The organism is Micromonospora sp. NPDC005707 (assembly GCF_040631005.1).
GTDB lineage: Bacteria > Actinomycetota > Actinomycetes > Mycobacteriales > Micromonosporaceae > Micromonospora.
In genome coordinates this window covers 32,290-49,239 of record NZ_JBEXYR010000015.1, presented here as the reverse complement: position 1 = coordinate 49,239, position 16,950 = coordinate 32,290, and the positions used below count along the sequence as shown (strand labels likewise).

Genomic DNA, 16,950 nt, shown 5'->3' with positions numbered 1-16,950 from the left:
GGTTGAACCGGTGACTGGACGGTTCCCGATCGAAGACGTCTCCCCCGTCGTCGCCTGCGGTCGCTACCCGGCCAAGGCGGTGGTCGGCGAGATCGTGCCCGTGTCGGCCCGCGCCTACCGCGAGGGCCACGACGCGCTCGGGTGCAACGTGGTCTGGCTCGGCCCGGACGGCGCCGCCCGCCCGTTCACCCGGATGCGCCCCGGCGAGCCCGGCCAGGACCGCTGGCACGCCACCATCCGCCCCGACGCGGTCGGCACCTGGCGGTTTACCGTCGAGGCGTTCCAGGACCCGTACCTGACCTGGCAGAACGCCGTCACCAAGAAGCTGGCCGCCGGTCAGGGGCCGGCCGAGCTGGCCAACGACCTGGCCGAGGGCGCCCGCGTGCTGGAAGCCGCCCTCGACCTCGTGCCGTCCGCCGACCGGAAGCGGGTCCGGGCCGCGGTGACCGCCCTGCGCGACGAGGACGCGGAACTGCCCGGCCGGGTCGGCCCCGCGCTCGACCTGGCCCCGCTGCTCTGGGACCACCCGGTCCGCGAACTGGTCACCACCGGCGACGAGCACACCCTCTGGGTCGACCGGCCGCGGGCGCTCTTCTCCGCCTGGTACGAGTTCTTCCCCCGCTCCGAGGGCGCGATCCCCGCCACCGTGGACGCGCCCGCCCGGTCCGGCACCTTCGTCACCGCCCTGGAACGCCTGCCCGGCGTCGCCGCCATGGGCTTCGACGTGCTCTACCTGCCGCCGATCCACCCGATCGGCCGGGTCAACCGCAAGGGCCCCAACAACGCGCTCACCGCCGGGCCCGACGACGTCGGCTCGCCGTGGGCGATCGGCGCCGCCGAGGGCGGCCACGACGCCATCCACCCCGACCTGGGTACGCCGGAGGACTTCCGCGACTTCGTCGCCGCCGCCGCCGACCAGGGCCTCGAGGTGGCCATGGACCTGGCGTTGCAGTGCGCCCCCGACCACCCGTGGGTGACCGAGCACCCGGAGTGGTTCACCACCCGGGCCGACGGCAGCATCGCGTACGCGGAGAACCCGCCGAAGAAGTACCAGGACATCTACCCGCTGAACTTCGACAACGACCCGGAGGGCATCCGGGCGGAGATCCTGCGGGTGGTGCTGCACTGGGTCGGCGAGGGCATCCGGATCTTCCGGGTGGACAACCCGCACACCAAGCCGTTCGACTTCTGGCACTGGCTCATCTGGCAGGTCAAGAAGGTCGACCCGGACGTGCTCTTCCTCGCCGAGGCGTTCACCCGCCCGGCGATCATGCACGGCCTCGGGAAGATCGGCTTCACCCAGTCGTACACCTATTTCACCTGGCGCACGTCGGCGGCCGAAATGCGGGAGTACTGCGCCGAGCTGGTCGCGGCGGCCGACTACATGCGACCGAACTTCTGGCCCAACACCCCGGACATCCTGCACTCCTCGCTCCAGCACGGCGGCCCGCCGATGTTCAAGATCCGGGCGGTGCTGGCCGCGCTGCTCTCCCCCTCCTGGGGCATGTACGCCGGCTACGAGCTGTTCGAGCACGTCGCCCGCCCCGGCGCCGAGGAGTACCTGGACAACGAGAAGTACGAGCTGCGCCCCCGGGACTGGGCCGGCGCGCAGGAGCAGGGCCGCTCGCTCGCCCCGTTCATCACCGTGCTCAACCGGGTCCGCCGCGACAACCCGGCCCTGCACCGGCTGCGCAACCTGCGCTTCCACGACATCGACAACCCGGCGCTGCTCTGCTGGTCCAAACACGACCCGGACACCGGCAACACGGTGATCGTGGTCTGCTCGTTCGACTCCCGCGCCGTGCAGTGGGGCAACACCACGCTCGACATGCCGGCGCTCGGCTTCGACTGGCACGAACGGTTCACCGTGCACGACGAGCTGACCGGCGCCGACTACGACTGGGGGCAGCGCAACGCGGTGCGGCTCGACCCGTACCTGCAACCCGCGCACGTGTTCACGGTGCGGCGGCCCGCCGCGCCCGCCGAGCCCGAGGCCGTGCCGGCTCCCGCGGCGGCCGACCTGACCGTCGAAGACGTACCCGCCGACCTCTCCGGCGGCACCGCCCCGACCGCACCGGCCGCGAAGGACGACGCACGATGGAGCAGCTGATCGCCGGCCAGGCGCACGACCCCCACGCCGTGCTCGGCGCGCACCCCGCCGGCGGGCGCACCACCATCCGGACGCTGCGTCGGGGCGCGGCCGACGTCACCGTGCTCGCCGGCGACGAGCGGCACCCGATGAAGCGGGTCCACGACGCGGGCGTGTTCGAGGTTGTGCTGCCCGGCGAGGTGCTCGACTACCGGGTCGAGGTCGACGGCGCGGTGCACGACGACCCGTACCGCTACCCGCCCACCCTCGGCGAGCTGGACCTGCACCTCATCGGCGAGGGCCGGCACGAGCGGCTCTGGGAGGCGCTCGGCGCCCGGGTCTTCGACGAGGGCGTGGCGTTCACCGTCTGGGCGCCCAACGCCCGCGGCGTCCGCGTGGTCGGCGACTTCACCGGCTGGGGGCCGGACGACGGCTGGCCCATGCGCTCGCTCGGGTCCAGCGGGGTGTGGGAGGTCTTCGTGCCCGGCGCCACCGTCGGCAGCCGCTACAAGTACCGGATCCTCGGCGCCGACGGGCACTGGCGGGACAAGGCCGACCCCCTCGCGGCCCGCGCCGAGGTGCCGCCGGCCACCGCCTCCGTGGTGCACCACTCCCGGTACGCCTGGGGCGACGCCGACTGGCTCACCCGGCGCGCGCGGCGGCAGCCGCACCAGGAGCCCATGAGCGTGTACGAGGTCCACCTCGGCTCGTGGCGCCCCGGCCTCAGCTACCGGGAACTGGCCGAGCAGCTCACCGCGTACGTCACCGAGCTGGGCTTCACCCACGTCGAGTTCCTGCCCGTGATGGAGCACCCGTTCGGCGGCTCCTGGGGCTACCAGGTCACCGGCTACTACGCCCCCACGGCCCGGTTCGGTGACCCCGACGAGTTCCGCCACCTGGTCGACCGGCTGCACCAGGCCGGCATCGGCGTGATCCTCGACTGGGTGCCCGCGCACTTCCCCAAGGACGAGTGGGCCCTGGCCCGCTTCGACGGCACCCCGCTCTACGAGCACCCCGACCCGCGCCGCGGCGAGCACCCCGACTGGGGCACGTACGTCTTCGACTTCGGCCGCCGCGAGGTGCGCAACTTCCTGGTCGCCAACGCCCTCTACTGGCTCGACGAGTTCCACGTCGACGGGCTGCGGGTCGACGCGGTCGCCTCGATGCTCTACCTGGACTACTCCCGCCAGGAGGGCCAGTGGGCCCCCAACGTGCACGGCGGCCGGGAGAACCTGGAAGCCATCGCGTTCCTCCAGGAGGTCAACGCCACCGTCTACAAGCACCACGCCGGGGCGGTCATGGTCGCCGAGGAGTCCACCGCCTGGCCGGGCGTCACCCGCCCCACCGCCGAGGGCGGGCTGGGCTTCGGCTTCAAGTGGAACATGGGCTGGATGCACGACACCCTGCTCTACACCTCCAAGGACCCGATCTACCGGCAGCACCACCACCATCAGCTCACCTTCTCCCTGGCGTACGCCTGGAGCGAGAACTACGTGCTGCCGATCAGCCACGACGAGGTGGTGCACGGAAAGGGCTCCCTGACCGGCAAGATGCCCGGCGACACGTGGCAGCGGCTGGCCAACGTACGGGCGCTGCTCGCGTACATGTGGGCGCACCCCGGCAAGCAGTTGCTCTTCATGGGCTGCGAACTCGCCGACGACCGCGAGTGGAGCGAGGAGCGCGGCCTCGACTGGTACCTGCTGCACGACCCGGCGCGGGCCGGCGTGCAGCGCCTCGTCGGCGACCTGAACCGGGTCTACCGGGAGACCCCGGCGCTCTGGGCGCAGGACACCGACCCCGCCGGCTTCCGCTGGATCGCCGGGGACGACGTCGCCAACAACACCGTCTCGTTCATCCGGATCTCCCCCGACGGCCAGACCCTCGTCTGCGTGGCCAACTTCTCCGCGCAGCCGCTGGAGGGCTACCGGGTCGGCCTGCCCGCCGGCGGCACCTGGACCGAGCTGCTCAACACCGACGCCCACCACTACGGCGGGTCGGGGGTGGGCAACCTCGGGTCGGTGCGGGCGGAGAGCGTGCCGTGGCACGGGATGCCGGCGTCGGCGGCGCTGCGGGTGCCGCCCCTCGGCGTCCTCTGGCTCCGCCCGGCCTGAACCGCTGCACCGCGGCTGCACCCCGCCGCGCCCGCGCCCCTTCGATCTTGGAGAGTTCCCGTTCGACGCGGACGGTAACTCTGCAAGATCTCGGGACGCGACCGACGCGCGGACGGTGACCGTCAAGACCCTTCACGCCTACGTTCCGTCGACTTCTCGCTCCTACTCGCGGCCCGGCTGAACGGTGCGGCCAACCCTCCCGTACCGCTGAACGGATGCCGGACACCCGTGACGGACGAGGCGGAGGAGCTTCGATGGCGTGGAGCAGAGGCACAACCAGGCGGCGCGGGACGGCGAACTCGTCCCGGAACCGGAAGATCGCGGGCGGGGTCGCGCTGGCGATGACGGCCGGGGCGGCGTTCGCAGTCGCCACCGGCACCGGTCAGGCCGCTGAGAACTGCCAGGGCCTGGACGCCGCCCTGCGCAACAACCTGACCTTCATCGCCGGCCAGCGCCAGAACCCGGACGCCAACTCGGCCGCCCGGATCGCCAACCGGCAGGCCGTGGTCGACCTCATCCAGCAGCGCCGGGCCACGGCCGGCTGCACGGGCGCGGTCGAGGTGGCCGGCGCGGCCTGCCCGGAGGTGCCGTGGGAGCAGGCGATGGGCACCCAGCTCGACCGGGCCTGGGCGCTCACCGGGCAGATGCGGGGCGAGCGCTCCGGCCAGCTCGTCGACCCGCGGGTGACCGAGGCGCGGGTGAAGCGGCTCGCCGGTCTCTTCAGCGGAGTCCGCGGCATCGTGCAGGGCGCCCAGAAGGCACAGGCCGGCGGGGCCGAGGCGTCCGGGGCCGACGAGGCCGGGGCTGCTGCCGGTGCGGCCGGGGCCGGTGCGGCCGGGGCCGGTGCGGCCGGGGCCGGTGCGGCCGACGCCGGTCAGGCCGGCGCTGGTCAGGCCGGCGCTGGTCAGGCCGGGGCCGACGCTGGTCAGGCCGGTGAGGCCGGGGCCGACGCCGGTCAGGCCGGCGCTGGTCAGGCCGGCGCTGGTCAGGCCGGGGGCGACGCCGGTGAGGCCGGGGCCGACCCTGGTCAGGCTGGGGCCGGTCAGGCCGGCGCTGGGGCCGGCGCAGCGGCCGGTGGCGCTGAACGCGCCGCCGACATCATCAAGGCGATCGGCGGGGTGCTGCAGCAGATCGCCGCGATCATCCAGGCAGCCCAGCAGCAGGCGGACGGCGGCCAGCAGGCCGGCGACGCCCAGGACGACCAGCAGGCCGGCGGCGAGGACGGTGCCAGCGGCCAGGAAGGCGCGGACCAGCAGAACGGCGACGGCGGCGCGGCGGCCGATCAGCAGGACGCGGGCGGGCAGCAGGACGACCAGGCGGCCGGCGGGCAACAGGACGGCGGCCAGGCCGCCGACGGGGAGCAGGGCGCGGACGCACAGCAGGGCGCCGCCGGCCAGCAGGCCGGGGAGCGGGTCGCGGACCGGATTCAGCAGATCCGGGCCCGCATCCAGCAGCTCCGGGCGATAGTCAAGCAGATCCGTGCCGCCCGCCAGGCCGCACGCGGCCAGGGCCAGGCGGCGGGCCAAGGCCAGGCGGCGGGCCAAGGCCAGGCGGCGGGCCAAGGCCAGGGCGCCGACCAGGCGGGCCGCGGCCAGAAGGCCGGCAAGGGCATGAACGACCAGGCCAGCCAGGGCATGGACGACCAGGCCAGCCAGGGCATGAACGGCCAGCCGGGTCAAGGTATGAACGGCCAGGCCGGCCAGGGCATGGACCAGGCCGGCCAGGGTGGGGTCTACATGGTGGCCGACCCGAGCGTGCCGGGCTGCGCCCCGGGCGACGCGGGCCAGGGCGCGGCCAACGCCGGCGGGAAGCAGGACGGCGCGGCCGGCGCCGACCAGCAGAAGGGCGGGGCAGGCAGCAAGGAGGGCGCGGACCCCGCCGACCCGGCCGACGCCGGCACGGGCGCCGGTATGGAGGACGCCGACGCCGGCATGGCCGACGCGGATGCCAACGCCAAGGCCGGCACGAACGCCGGCTAGCCCCACCAGCTGGCGGACCCGCGGAACCGGCGGGCCCGCCAAGGCCGGCACGAACGCCGGCTAACCCCACCAGGCGGCGGACCCGCGGAACCCGGCGGGCCCCACGAGCCAGCGGCAGGAACGGCGACCCGGCCCGGCGAAGCCACGGCCGGGTCGCCGGCCGCCACAGCTACCACCCCTGCGGTGATCGACCGGGAAGCCGGACCGGGACGGCCGACACGGAGGGAGCAGGCTAGACCAGGCCGGCTTCGCGGAGGAGCTTCCAGAGGCCGGCGCCGTCCGGGGCGGCCAGCCACTTCTGGCCGACCGGGCCGGCGGCGGGGCGGCCCGCGGGGGTGGGCAGGCTGCCGGCGAGCACCGACTGGGTGGGCGAGAGCCGGCGGATGGCCACCCCGGCCACGTTGTCCGGGTGGGCGGCGGCGAACTCACGGTAGATCTCCTGGTCGTGCTGGCCGTCGTCGCCGATGAGCAGCCAGCGGACGTCCGGGAACTCCCGGGCCAGCCGGGCCAGGGTGGCGCGCTTGTGCTCCCGGCCGCTGCGGAACCAGCGGTCGGCGGTCGGCCCCCAGTCGGTGAGCAGCAGCGGCCCGGCCGGGTAGAGGTGCCGGGAGAGGAACCGGGTCAGCGTCGGCGCCACGTTCCAGGCGCCGGTGGAGAGGTAGAAGACCGGGGCGCCGGGGTGGGCGGTGACCAGGCGCTCGTACAGCACGGCCATGCCGGGGACGGCGGCCCGGGCGTGCTCGTCGAGGACGAAGGTGTTCCAGGCGGCGAGCAGCGGCCGGGGCAGCGCGGTCACCATGACCGTGTCGTCGATGTCGGAGAGGATGCCGAACCGGACCTCCGGGTCGAGGATGCGGACCAGCGCCTCGACGGGCTCGGCGTCGGCCACGCTGAGGCGTACGCAGCCCCAGCCCGGGGTGAAGTCGGCCTTGATGACGGTGTCCACGAAACCGCTGCGGTCCGCGGTCGCCTCGTGGCGTGCGCCGCCGGCCTCGATGGTGACCTTCGCGTACTTGGCGGGCAGGGTGGTGAAGCTGCGCCAGCCCCGGACCTTCTCCAGCCGGCCGCGCTGCCGGGTGTCGGGGCGGCCGAGCAGCACCCGGCAGAGCACCCGCGCCCAACCGGGGGCGCCGTACCCGGCGTACGCGACGATGTTGGCCTGCCACCCGGTGCGCCGTAGCCGGCGTTCCACGAGGCCGTGCAGGGCGTCCTCGATGCGTGCGGCCCGGTGCAGCTGCGGCACGGCCAGTTGGTCCGGTGGTGTGGGTGGCACGCTGTCACCCTGCCACAACCCACGCGGGCCGGCCACGCGAGTGGTCTGCGCCGATCCACCCCGCCGCCCGGCGTCCCCCGTGACAGACTGCGGTCGAGGCGACGACGGGGGCGTTGGTCGTGTCGGAACCAGAGCGGGACCCGGGACGGTGGCGTCCGGCGCTGGACCGGCCGGCGCTGGTGGCGCTGGTGCTCGGCGCGGCCGGGGTCGGCTACCGGCTGGTGCTGACCCTGCTCACCCTGCCCACCTCGAACAGCGACGAGGCGACGTTCGGGCTGGCGGCCCTGCACATCGCCACGGGCCACGAGCGGCCGGTCTTCCTCTACGGCCAGCGCTACATGGGTGTGCTGGAGTCCTACCTGGCGGCCCCGCTGGTGGGCTGGGCGGGGGCGAGCTGGCCGGTGCTGCGCCTGCCGTTGCTGGCGCTGTTCGCGGTGTTCCTGTGGCTGGCGTACCGGTTGAGCCGCCGGCTGTTCTCCCCCTGGCTGGCCACCTTCTTGGTGGGCCTGCTGGCGCTCGGCTCCGAACGCGTCGTCCGGGACCAGCTCACCGTGGTGGGCGGCCGGCCGGAGGTGAAGCCGGCGGTGCTGGCGATGCTGCTGATCGCGGTCGCCGCCGGCGAGCGCCGGGTCCGGCACCGCTGGCTGGCCACCGGCCTGTTCGGGCTGCTGGCGGGGCTGGCGGTCTGGTCGGACTGGCTGATCGTGCCCTACCTGGCGGTGGCCGGCCTGGTGCTGGTCTGGGCCGCGCCCCGGGACCTGGTGGGCTGGCCGGGGGTGCTGCTGGTGGTGGGCTTCCTGGTCGGGGTCGCGCCGGTGATCAAGGACAACGTGGTCGCCCCGGACGGGCAGGACTCGCTGTCGGTGTTCCGGGAGATCAGCACGAAGGACGGCGCGACCCCGTCGGTGTCGGAGCGGCTGCACGGCGGGCTGCTGGAGGGGGTGCCGCTGGCGTCCGGGCTCTGTCCGATGGACGGCTGCGCCCGCTGGGCCCAGTGGTTCGGGTTGCTCTACCCGGTGCTGCTGGTGGCTGCCGCCGTGCTGGGGCTGGTCGCGTTCCGCCGGGCCGCGGACTCCGCCGCGCGGGTCCGGGCCGTGGCGATCCTCGCCCTGGTCGTCGGTGCGGCGTTGACCCTGCTGGCGTACGTGCGCAGCCCGCTCGCCGCGACCGATCCGGTGGGCAACTCCCGCTACCTGTCGGTGCTGCAGATCTCGCTGCCGGCGGTGCTCTGGCCGCTCTGGCGGGCCGCCGCGCACGCGGTCCGGGCCACGGCGGGCGCGGCGGCCCGGACGGCCGGGGCGCTGGCCGGCCTGGTGCTGGCCGCGCTGGTGGCCGCCACGCTGGCCGGCACCGTGGCGTTCGTGGCCGACGCCCCGGCCCTGCGGACCGAGGAGCGGCAGGCCCGGCAGCTGGCCGACGCGGTGCGCCGGGCCGGCCTGCGCGAGGTGTACGGGGACTACTGGACCTGCAACCGGCTGATCTTCAACACCGGCGAGGCGGTGGTCTGCGCGGTGCTCGACGGCGACCTGAGCCCCGGGCAGAACCGCTACCCGGCGTACTGGAAGCGGGTGGGGCGGGCGGCCCGGCCCGGGTACGTGGTGGCCGCCGGCTCCTCGGCGGAGCGCGCGCTGCGCCGGCTGCTCGGTGACCGCGCCGACGCGGCGCTGGTGGCCGAGGTCGGCGGCTATCGGGTGTACCACCCGGAGACTGCCGTGCGGCCGTGGCGCTGAACCCGCGCCGTACGCTGTGCCGATGCTCATCCTGCTGCCCCCGTCGGAGGGGAAGGCCGAGGCCGGCACCGGCCGGCGGCTGGACCTGTCGAAGCTCTCCCTGCCGGAGCTGAACCCGGCGCGGGAGGAGGTGCTGGCCGCCCTGGTCGACCTCTGCGCCGGCCCGGACGAGACGGCGGCCCGCGACGCGCTGGGCCTGAGCGAGGGGCAGCGCGGGGAACTGCGGCGCAACGCGCGGCTGCGGGCGGCGGCCACCGCGCCGGCCGGACGGATCTACACGGGCGTGCTCTACGAGGCCCTCGACCTGACCACGCTGCCGCCGGCGGCGGAGCGGCTGGCCCGCCGTTCGGTGCTGGTCAGCTCGGGTCTCTGGGGCGCGGTCCGCCTCACCGACCGGATCCCGCCGTACCGCTGCCCGATCGGGGCGCGGCTGCCGGGGGTCGGGGCGCTGTCGGCGTACTGGCGCCGGGCGCTGGCGGAGGCCATGGCGGCGGCCGCTGGGACCGGCCCGGTGCTGGACCTGCGCTCCGGGGCGTACGCGGCCACCTGGGCGCCGCGCGGGAAGGTGGCCGAGCGCACCGTCACGGTGCGGGTGCTGCACGAGCGGGAGGTGGAGGGGGTGCCGGCCCGGTCGGTGGTCAGCCACTTCAACAAGGCCACCAAGGGCCGGCTGGTCCGCGACCTGCTCACCGCCGGCGCCCGCCCGCGCACCGCCGACGCGCTGGTCGGGGCGTTGCGCGAGCTGAAGTACGCGGTCGAGGAGCAGCCGCGGGCGGCCGGCCGGCCCCGCCAGCTCGACGTGGTCGTCACCGAACTCTGAGGCGGGTTGCCGCAAATTTTGCTCAAGGCTCGGTCGCAGCGGTTTCGCGGCGCGGACACCGGGGGTCACGGTTAGGGAACCCCGATGCCGACCAAGGAGCTGTTCCGATGGCCCCCGAGTCCACCACCCTGCTCGACCGGCCCCGCCGGTCGCCGCCCCCGCCACTGGACTGGCTCACCCTGGCCGACGCCTTCGAGGTCGCCTGCCTGGTGCGCTGCACCCCGCCCCCGGCCACCGACTCCCGCCGCGTCGACGCCGGCACGTACCGGGGCGGGATCGCCGAGTTCAACCGCCAGGACGCGGCGCACCGGATGCGGCAGCTGCTGCAGCGGCTGGACGTGCCGGTGGAGCACGAGCTGACCACGGGCGGCCTGCGCCGCCGGTACGAGCTGCACCGGCTGTCGGTGCCCCGGGAGCACCGGGCGGCGTACGCGGCCCTGCTGGAGGCCGGCTGGCGGCAGGGCCGCCGGGAGCTGCTCGGCGGTCCCGTCCCCGGTGCCTCCACGGCCCGGCGGGTGTGGCGGCCCCGGTTGGCCGCCGCGGCGTGGCGGGCGGCGCTGCTGGCCGGCGGGCGGCACGTGCGCCGGCACAGCCTCGGCATCCGGCTGGCCGACCGGGACCTGGCCGCCGTGCTGATCCGGAGCGCGGCGCTGCTGGAGGTCCCCGCGGTGCTCCGGCCCGGGTCGGGCTGCTTCCTGGTGAGCGTGGCCAACGGCGCGCACCGGGCGCGGATCACCGAGAGCGCGGCGCTGGCCCCGGCGGCGGCCTGCTGACCAGACCCGACCGCCACACCCCGGCCGATCCGCGGTCACCGCAGCACCGCGGGGGCGGCTCCGGGCGGGACGGTGCGCGGCCGGGCTTGCGCGGCGGGTGCTCCACGGCGCAGAGTGCTGCGCGTGAGCCGACACTGGTCTGTGCGCGGCCGGCGCCGGACCGCCGCCCCGCTGGCGCTCCTGCTGCTGCTCGTGGCCGCTCTGGCCGGCTGCCGGGACGAGCCCACCGAGCCGGTGCGGATCCGGATCGCCACGGGTAGCCCCACGGCCGTCTACCACGCCTTCGGCCAGTCGCTGGCCGCGCTGCTCAACCGCGAGCTGCCCGGCGTGCGGGCCAGCGTGGAGGTCACCGCGGCGTCCGCGCAGAACGTCCGGCTGGTCGGCTCCGGCGAGGCGGAGCTGGGCTTCACCCAGGCCGACGTGCTGCCGCCGCGCGCGCCGGAGCACCCCGCGGTGCTCGCCGTGGCCCGGGTCTACGACGACCTGCTGCACCTGGTCACCCCCGCCGGCGGCCCGGTCCGTACCCTCGCCGACCTGCGGGGCCGGCGGGTGTCGGTGGGCGCCGACGGCTCCGGCACCGAGGTGACCGCCAGCCGGCTGCTGGCCGTGGCCCAGCTCGGCGGCGGCCAGGTCCGCCAGGAGCGCCTCGGCCTGGACGACTCGGTGGCGGCGCTGCGCGCGGGCCGGATCGACGCCTTCTTCTTCTCCGGCGGCCTGCCGGTGCGCGGCGTCGCCGAGCTGGCCGCCAGCACCTCGGTGCGGATGGTCGACCTGGGCGAGTGGACCGAGCCGCTGCGCCGCGGGTACGGGCAGGTCTACGTGACCCGGGACATCCCCCGCTCGGTCTACGGGGCGGACCCGGTCAGCACGGTGGCGAACCCGAACTACCTGATCGCCCGCGCCGACCTCCCGGCGGCGCTGGTGCGCGAGGTGACCCGGCTGCTGATGGAGCGCCGGGAGGAGTTGGCCGCGGCGCATCCGGCGGCCGGCCGGATGAGTCCCCGGGCGGCGATCGTCACCACCCCGCTGCCGCTGCACCCCGGCGCGGCCGACTGGTACCGGGCCACCAAGCCCTGAGGCGGGCTCAGCGGCGCCCGCCCGGGGAGCCGACCGGTTGGACCGGGTCGTCGTCGAGCGCCGCAGCGGGTTCGTCGGGCTCGACGAGGTCGTCGTCCGGGGCCGGGAACCACACCTCGGCGACCAGCCCCCGTGGCTCGCCCTGCCGCATGGTCAGCCGGCCGTCGGAGGCGTCGACCAGGACCGCGACGATGGTCAGCCCGAGCCCGGCGCCGTCGACGTTCTGCACGTCCGGGGCGCGCCAGAACCGCTCGGTGGCCTGGTCGAGCTGGCTGGCCGTCATGCCGGGGCCGGTGTCGCGCACCTCCAGCGCGATCCCGCCGTCGGCCGGGCGTACGGTCACCGTCACCGCTCCCCCGTCGCCGCTGAACTTGACCGCGTTGTCGATCAGCGCGTCGAGCGCCTGGTCGATGGCGGTCGGCACGGTCCGGGCGTACGCGGGCGCTCCGGTGCCGTGGAACGCGAGGGTGACCGACCGGTGCCGGGCGAGCGGCAGCCAGGCCGCCACCCGGGAGGCGGCGATCCCGGCGGCGTCCACGGTGACCCGCTGGTTCTCCTCCCGCTCGGCGCGGGCCAGGGTGAGCAGCGCGTCGAGCACGGTGGCCAGCCGGTCGGTCTCCTCCAGCGCCAGCTGGTGCTCGGCCCGGCCGTCGGCGTCGGTGAGGCTCGGCCCCAGCTCCTCCACCCGCAGCCGCAGCGCGGTCAGCGGGTTGCGCAGCTGATGGCTGGCGTGCGCGACGAACGCCCGCTGCCGGTCCATCACGTCGGACACGGCGTCGGCCATGTGGTTGAAGCTGGTCGCCAGCCGGCGCAGCTCGGGCGGGCCGAGCCGGGGGCGCACCCGGGCGCGCCGGTGCCCCTCGGCGATCTCGTGGGTGACCGCGTCCAGCTCGGTGACCGGGCGCAGCACCCAGCCGGCCAGCCCGAACGCGGTGGAGACGCAGGCCAGCACCGCGAGCAGGCCGATCCCCGCGAGCGTCAGCCACCAGGCGGTGACGGTGCGGCGCACCTTGGCCGCCGGTGTCGTGGTGACCACGGCGCCGAGCACCTCACCGCCGTCGTTGATCGGGACCGCCACCACCAGCGGCCCGTCCACCCAGGGGCGGACCGCGTCCGGCCGGCTGAACTGCTGCCCGGACAGCGCGGTGTCCAGGGCCAGGTCGGTGCCCGCGCCGACCTCCCAGCGGGTCGAGGCGACAACGGTCCGGCGGTCCCGGTCCACCACGGCTGCCCCGATGCCGTAGAGGTCGTCGTAGGCGGCGAGTTCCGCGTCCAGCGGGCCGGGGGTGCCGCCGCGCAGCGCGGGGCCGGCCAGCGAGGCGAACCGGGTGGCGTCGGCGAGCCGGTCGGCGCGGACCCGTTCGGTCTCCCGGGTGGCCAGGGTGGCCGCGAGGGGGGTCTCCAGGGCGAGCAGCACCAGCACCATCAGCAGCAGGTAGCTGATCACCAGCCGGCGGCGCACGGCGGCCTCCTCACTCGCCGCGGAGCCGGTAGCCGACCCCGCGGACGGTCTCGACCAGCGTCGGGTCGCCGAGCTTGCCGCGCAGCGAGCCGACGTGCACCTCCACGGTGTGCCGGTCCGCCCAGGTGGTGCCCCAGACGTCGAGCAGGATCCGGTCCCGCGGCACGGCGACCCCGGGCTGGCGGGCCAGCGAGAGCAGGATGTCGAACTCCTTGCGGGTGAGCGCCACGGGCCGGCCGGCCACGGTCACGGTGCGGCCGCTCACGTCGATGCGTACGGCCCCGGCCTCGATCAGGGTGCGCTCCGGCGCGGTGTGCGCGGCCCGCCGCAGCACCGCCTCGATCCGCGCCTGCAGCTCCACCATCGAGAACGGCTTCACGACGTAGTCGTCGGCGCCCAGCCGCAGCCCGAGCACCCGGTCGCGTTCCTCGCCCCGGGCGGTCACCGCGATGATGCCGAGCTGGCTGCTGCGCCGGCGCAGCTCCCGGCACAGGTCGGTGCCGTCCCCGTCGGGCAGGGTCAGGTCGAGCAGCACCAGATCGCAGGGGGCGGCGGAGAGCGCGGCCCCGACGGTGGCGGCGTGCTCCACCTCGTATCCGCGCCGGGTGAGCGCCGACGACAGGGCGCCGGCCACCCGACGATCGTCCTCGACCAGGAGGATCCGCACCCGTGCCTCCATCCGCTCGACGTGCTGCCCTGCGAATGGTGGCAGACGATGCGGCCGGACGGGAGGGCCGGTGGGCTTCTAGGCTGCGGTGGTGATCTACAAGATTCTGGCCGACAGCGAGTGGGAGCAGGCACGGGCGGCCGGCCGGTTCACCGGCACCGCCTTGGACCGGCAGGACGGCTACATCCACCTGTCCGGGCCGGACCAGGTCGTGGAGACCGCCCGCCGGGTCTTCGCGGGGGCCACCGGCCTCACCGTCCTGGCGGTGGACGAGGCGCGGCTCGGCGACGCGCTGCGCTGGGAGGTGTCCCGGGGCGGCGCGCTCTTCCCGCACCTCTACGCGGCGCTGCCCGTGGACGCGGTGGTGGCCGCGCACCCCCTGCCCGCCGACCGGCCCGCCGCCGACGCGGTGGCCGAGCTGGTGGCCTGACGGCTCGCTATGCTGCGTCGAGCCCGCCCGCCGGCTCCGGGAGCCCGGCGCGGCCGGGTGGCCCTGGCCCGGCCGGGCGCGCGGTGGTCAGCCGGCGCGGCCGTCCGGCACCGACGGCGCGACGACGCGCCCTGCCACGATGCGAGTTGACATGACTGACACCAGCGACCGGTCCGCCTCCGTCTTCGTCCACCCGACGGCCGACGTGGAGGACGGCGCCAAGGTCGGCGACGGCACCAAGGTCTGGCACCTGGCCCACATCCGGTCGAGCGCGCAGGTCGGCGCCGGTTGCGTGATCGGCCGCAACGTGTACGTCGACGCGCAGGTCACCGTCGGCGACCGGGTGAAGATCCAGAACAACGTCTCGGTCTACCAGGGCGTGACCATCGAGGACGAGGTCTTCGTCGGCCCCTGCGCGGTGTTCACCAACGACTTCCGCCCGCGCGCCCAGAACCCGGACTGGACCATCACCCCGACCATGGTCCGCCGGGGCGCCTCGATCGGCGCCAACGCCACCCTGGTCTGTGGCATCGAGGTGGGCGAGTACGCGATGATCGCCGCCGGCTCGGTGGTCACCCGGGACGTCAAGCCGTACCAGCTGGTGGCCGGCAACCCGGCCCGGCCGAAGGGCTGGGTGGACGCCAAGGGCGAGGTCGTCTCCCGGGACGTCGACAACCCGCCGCACCAGGGCTGAGTGCGTGGCGGGGCGACGGCCGGACCGGTCGTCGCCCCCCGCGCCGCGCCGGGGCTCAGCCGCAGAGCCGGCCGATCTCGTCCCGGAACCGGTCCATCGGGTTCGACCCGGCCGGGCCGAGCAGGTACTCCTTCAGCTCCCGCCGCTCCCCGGTCATCGGGTCGTCCCCGGCCCGGGTGACGGCGAGGACCTTCGGCAGTTCACCGCAGTCCACCGAGAGCAGGTACGCCGCCCGAGCGGTGGGGAACGTACGGCGGAACTCGTCCTCCGGCAGGCCGGCCGGGTTGGCCACCACGTACGGGCGCTCGCTCTGCACGAAGTCGGAGACCACGCTGGACACGTCGCTGACCAGCAGGTCGGTGACGTTGAAGCAGTCGAACAGGGCGGGGGTCCGGCCGGTCACCACGAGGTGCGCGGTGCCGTCCAGCGAGGTCGGGTCGGTGCGGCCGCCCGCGGCGCGGACCCGGGCCGCGATCCGTTCGTGCGCCGCCCGGGCCTTCCGGGAGCGGGTGCCGGTCAGCGGGTGCGGCTTGTAGATCAGTCGCAGGTCGCCGGCGGCGAGCAGCCCGGACACGATGCGCTCCCCCATCAGCACCAGGGAGGTGTGGTAAGGGTCGTCGTCGAGCCAACCCTCCCAGGTGGGGGCGTAGAGCACGGTGAAGACGTGGTCGGCGGCGGCGGTGCCGAAGGTGTGCACCCCGCCCAGCTGCGGCCGCCCGATCTCCACGATGTCGCGGTCCAGCACGCCCACCCCGGCCCGGGCGTACCGCTCCCGGCCGGCCGGCCCGGCCACCCAGACCTCGTCGTAGACCTTGCTGTACGGGTTGACGCTGGCCTGCTTGTCGCTGTCGCCGTGGCCGACGAAGACGTGCTTCACGCCGGGCTCGCGCAGCAGGTGGATGTTGGCGCCGACGTTGGCGGCGTACAGGGCGACCCGGATCGAGCCGAGGTCGAGGTTCATGAAGTCCACCCCGGCCGGTACGCAGATCACCGGCAGCCGGGTGTCGGCCAGCTCGCGGAACGCGTCCGGGGCGCGCAGCAGCACCACCGCGCGGCGGCCGGTGGCCTCGACCGGGGCGAGCCACATGTTGGCCTGGTAGACGTCCTTGGCCGGGCCGGCGAAGTAGAGCGCCACCTCGGGCCGTTCCCGGGCCAACCAGTCGTGCACGGCGGGCAGCACGCCGGGGGCCGTCCCGCGCCCGCGCAGGGCGGCGAGCGCCAGCACCGCGGCGGTGACCACGCCGGCGGCCAGGGTGACGAGGGCGGTGACCACCACGGGGGCGATCCGGCCCGTCGCCGCGGCCACCACGGCGGCCGGCACCAGGAGCACGTTGAGCAGCGGCAGCCGCAGGCCGGCCAGATGTCGCGCCCAGGCCGGCGGCACCGGCAGCCGGCGCGCCGCGCCGAGGTCGAGGTTGCGGGTGAGCGCCGGGGTGGCGGCCCGCCCGTCGAGCACCCTGGTCAGCACGGTGCTGCCGACCGCCACGGTCCAGAGGCCGGCCGGCAGCAGCAGCACCGCCACGGTGCCGGCCACGCCGGGGCGGACCGTGCTCACCACCAGCAGCACCACGGACAGGTCGCGGACCAGGCGCCGGAAGACCAGCCCGAGGCCGGCCTTGCGGAGCAGCTCGCCGGTTTCGGCGTACCGGGTGGCCAGGGCCAGCTCACCGCTGATCACCACGAGCGCGGCGACCGCGTACGGGACCGGCAGACCGAGCACCCCGGAGAGGATCATGACGCCGTAGCCGAGCAGCGTCAGGCCGACCGCGGTGAGGCCCTGCTGGCTCCGCACTCTGCTGAACAACGGGCTGCTCCCTGTGTGCCCACCGGCCGACGTGATCCGAT

13 protein-coding genes are annotated in these 16,950 nt (G+C 75.3%); 9 read left to right on the top strand and 4 right to left on the bottom strand.

Going from position 1 to position 16,950, the window contains the following annotated elements:
* Positions 1 to 10 precede the first annotated feature (10 nt).
* The 3 genes from ABZ452_RS25830 (at position 11) to ABZ452_RS25820 (ending at position 6,179) form a co-directional block, all read left to right on the top strand.
* Entirely contained in the window at positions 11 to 2,110 is a 2,100-nt protein-coding gene (locus ABZ452_RS25830; protein ID WP_357947875.1) for a maltotransferase domain-containing protein, read from the top strand.
* Positions 2,098 to 4,200 carry a 1,4-alpha-glucan branching protein GlgB gene (glgB, locus tag ABZ452_RS25825; RefSeq protein ID WP_357947872.1) on the top strand — a complete coding sequence of 701 codons (2,103 nt, stop codon included), beginning with the start codon at positions 2,098 to 2,100 and terminating at the stop codon, positions 4,198 to 4,200. The genes ABZ452_RS25830 and glgB overlap by 13 nt, the downstream gene beginning before the upstream one ends.
* 254 nt (positions 4,201 to 4,454) lie before the next feature.
* Positions 4,455 to 6,179, top strand: coding sequence for a hypothetical protein (locus ABZ452_RS25820; RefSeq protein ID WP_357947869.1), 1,725 nt, complete (start codon positions 4,455 to 4,457; stop codon positions 6,177 to 6,179).
* A 232-nt stretch (positions 6,180 to 6,411) separates the two neighbouring features.
* Here ABZ452_RS25820 and ABZ452_RS25815 read toward each other — a convergent pair whose 3' ends face one another.
* A complete protein-coding gene (locus tag ABZ452_RS25815) occupies positions 6,412 to 7,452 on the bottom strand; it encodes a phosphatase domain-containing protein (protein WP_357947866.1) in 1,041 nt (346 codons plus the stop codon).
* A gap of 119 nt (positions 7,453 to 7,571) precedes the next feature.
* Between ABZ452_RS25815 and ABZ452_RS25810 the strand changes: the two genes are divergently transcribed.
* The 4 genes from ABZ452_RS25810 to ABZ452_RS25795 all read left to right on the top strand — a co-directional run bounded on the left by ABZ452_RS25810 (position 7,572) and on the right by ABZ452_RS25795 (position 11,852).
* The gene (locus ABZ452_RS25810) at positions 7,572 to 9,182 is read left to right on the top strand and encodes a hypothetical protein (protein WP_357947863.1); all 1,611 of its coding nucleotides are present in this window, start codon (positions 7,572 to 7,574) and stop codon (positions 9,180 to 9,182) included.
* Positions 9,183 to 9,204: 22 nt separating this feature from the next.
* On the top strand, positions 9,205 to 10,002 hold the full coding sequence (gene yaaA / locus ABZ452_RS25805) for a peroxide stress protein YaaA (RefSeq protein ID WP_357947860.1): 798 nt from the start codon (positions 9,205 to 9,207) through the stop codon (positions 10,000 to 10,002).
* A gap of 107 nt (positions 10,003 to 10,109) precedes the next feature.
* Positions 10,110 to 10,775 (top strand): hypothetical protein, encoded by a 666-nt coding sequence (locus ABZ452_RS25800; protein ID WP_357947858.1) that lies wholly within the window; start codon positions 10,110 to 10,112, stop codon positions 10,773 to 10,775.
* A gap of 123 nt (positions 10,776 to 10,898) precedes the next feature.
* Complete coding sequence (locus ABZ452_RS25795; protein ID WP_357947855.1) at positions 10,899 to 11,852, top strand: TAXI family TRAP transporter solute-binding subunit; 954 nt, start codon at positions 10,899 to 10,901, stop codon at positions 11,850 to 11,852.
* Between the two features lie 7 nt (positions 11,853 to 11,859).
* Here ABZ452_RS25795 and ABZ452_RS25790 read toward each other — a convergent pair whose 3' ends face one another.
* Together ABZ452_RS25790 and ABZ452_RS25785 are read right to left on the bottom strand one after the other, a co-directional pair.
* Positions 11,860 to 13,314 (bottom strand): HAMP domain-containing sensor histidine kinase, encoded by a 1,455-nt coding sequence (locus ABZ452_RS25790; protein ID WP_357947852.1) that lies wholly within the window; start codon positions 13,312 to 13,314, stop codon positions 11,860 to 11,862.
* A 10-nt stretch (positions 13,315 to 13,324) separates the two neighbouring features.
* Positions 13,325 to 13,993, bottom strand: coding sequence for a response regulator transcription factor (locus ABZ452_RS25785; protein ID WP_357947850.1), 669 nt, complete (start codon positions 13,991 to 13,993; stop codon positions 13,325 to 13,327).
* A 79-nt stretch (positions 13,994 to 14,072) separates the two neighbouring features.
* Between ABZ452_RS25785 and ABZ452_RS25780 the strand changes: the two genes are divergently transcribed.
* Positions 14,073 to 14,411 (top strand): DUF952 domain-containing protein, encoded by a 339-nt coding sequence (locus ABZ452_RS25780; RefSeq protein ID WP_357947847.1) that lies wholly within the window; start codon positions 14,073 to 14,075, stop codon positions 14,409 to 14,411.
* A 151-nt stretch (positions 14,412 to 14,562) separates the two neighbouring features.
* Positions 14,563 to 15,105, top strand: coding sequence for an acyltransferase (locus tag ABZ452_RS25775; protein WP_357947844.1), 543 nt, complete (start codon positions 14,563 to 14,565; stop codon positions 15,103 to 15,105).
* A gap of 55 nt (positions 15,106 to 15,160) precedes the next feature.
* On the opposite strand, the gene ABZ452_RS25770 is transcribed toward ABZ452_RS25775, so the two are convergent.
* Positions 15,161 to 16,909 (bottom strand): CDP-glycerol glycerophosphotransferase family protein, encoded by a 1,749-nt coding sequence (locus ABZ452_RS25770; RefSeq protein WP_357947841.1) that lies wholly within the window; start codon positions 16,907 to 16,909, stop codon positions 15,161 to 15,163.
* Positions 16,910 to 16,950 lie beyond the last annotated feature (41 nt).

Excerpts from the sequence above, each read along its gene's own strand:
- ABZ452_RS25820 (WP_357947869.1), top strand. The coding sequence starts at position 4,455 with ATGGCGTGGAGCAGAGGCACAACCAGGCGGCGCGGGACGGCGAACTCG.
- ABZ452_RS25785 (WP_357947850.1), bottom strand. The coding sequence starts at position 13,993 with ATGGAGGCACGGGTGCGGATCCTCCTGGTCGAGGACGATCGTCGGGTG.
- ABZ452_RS25800 (WP_357947858.1), top strand. The coding sequence starts at position 10,110 with ATGGCCCCCGAGTCCACCACCCTGCTCGACCGGCCCCGCCGGTCGCCG.
- glgB (WP_357947872.1), top strand. The coding sequence starts at position 2,098 with ATGGAGCAGCTGATCGCCGGCCAGGCGCACGACCCCCACGCCGTGCTC.
- yaaA (WP_357947860.1), top strand. The coding sequence starts at position 9,205 with ATGCTCATCCTGCTGCCCCCGTCGGAGGGGAAGGCCGAGGCCGGCACC.
- ABZ452_RS25775 (WP_357947844.1), top strand. The coding sequence starts at position 14,563 with ATGACTGACACCAGCGACCGGTCCGCCTCCGTCTTCGTCCACCCGACG.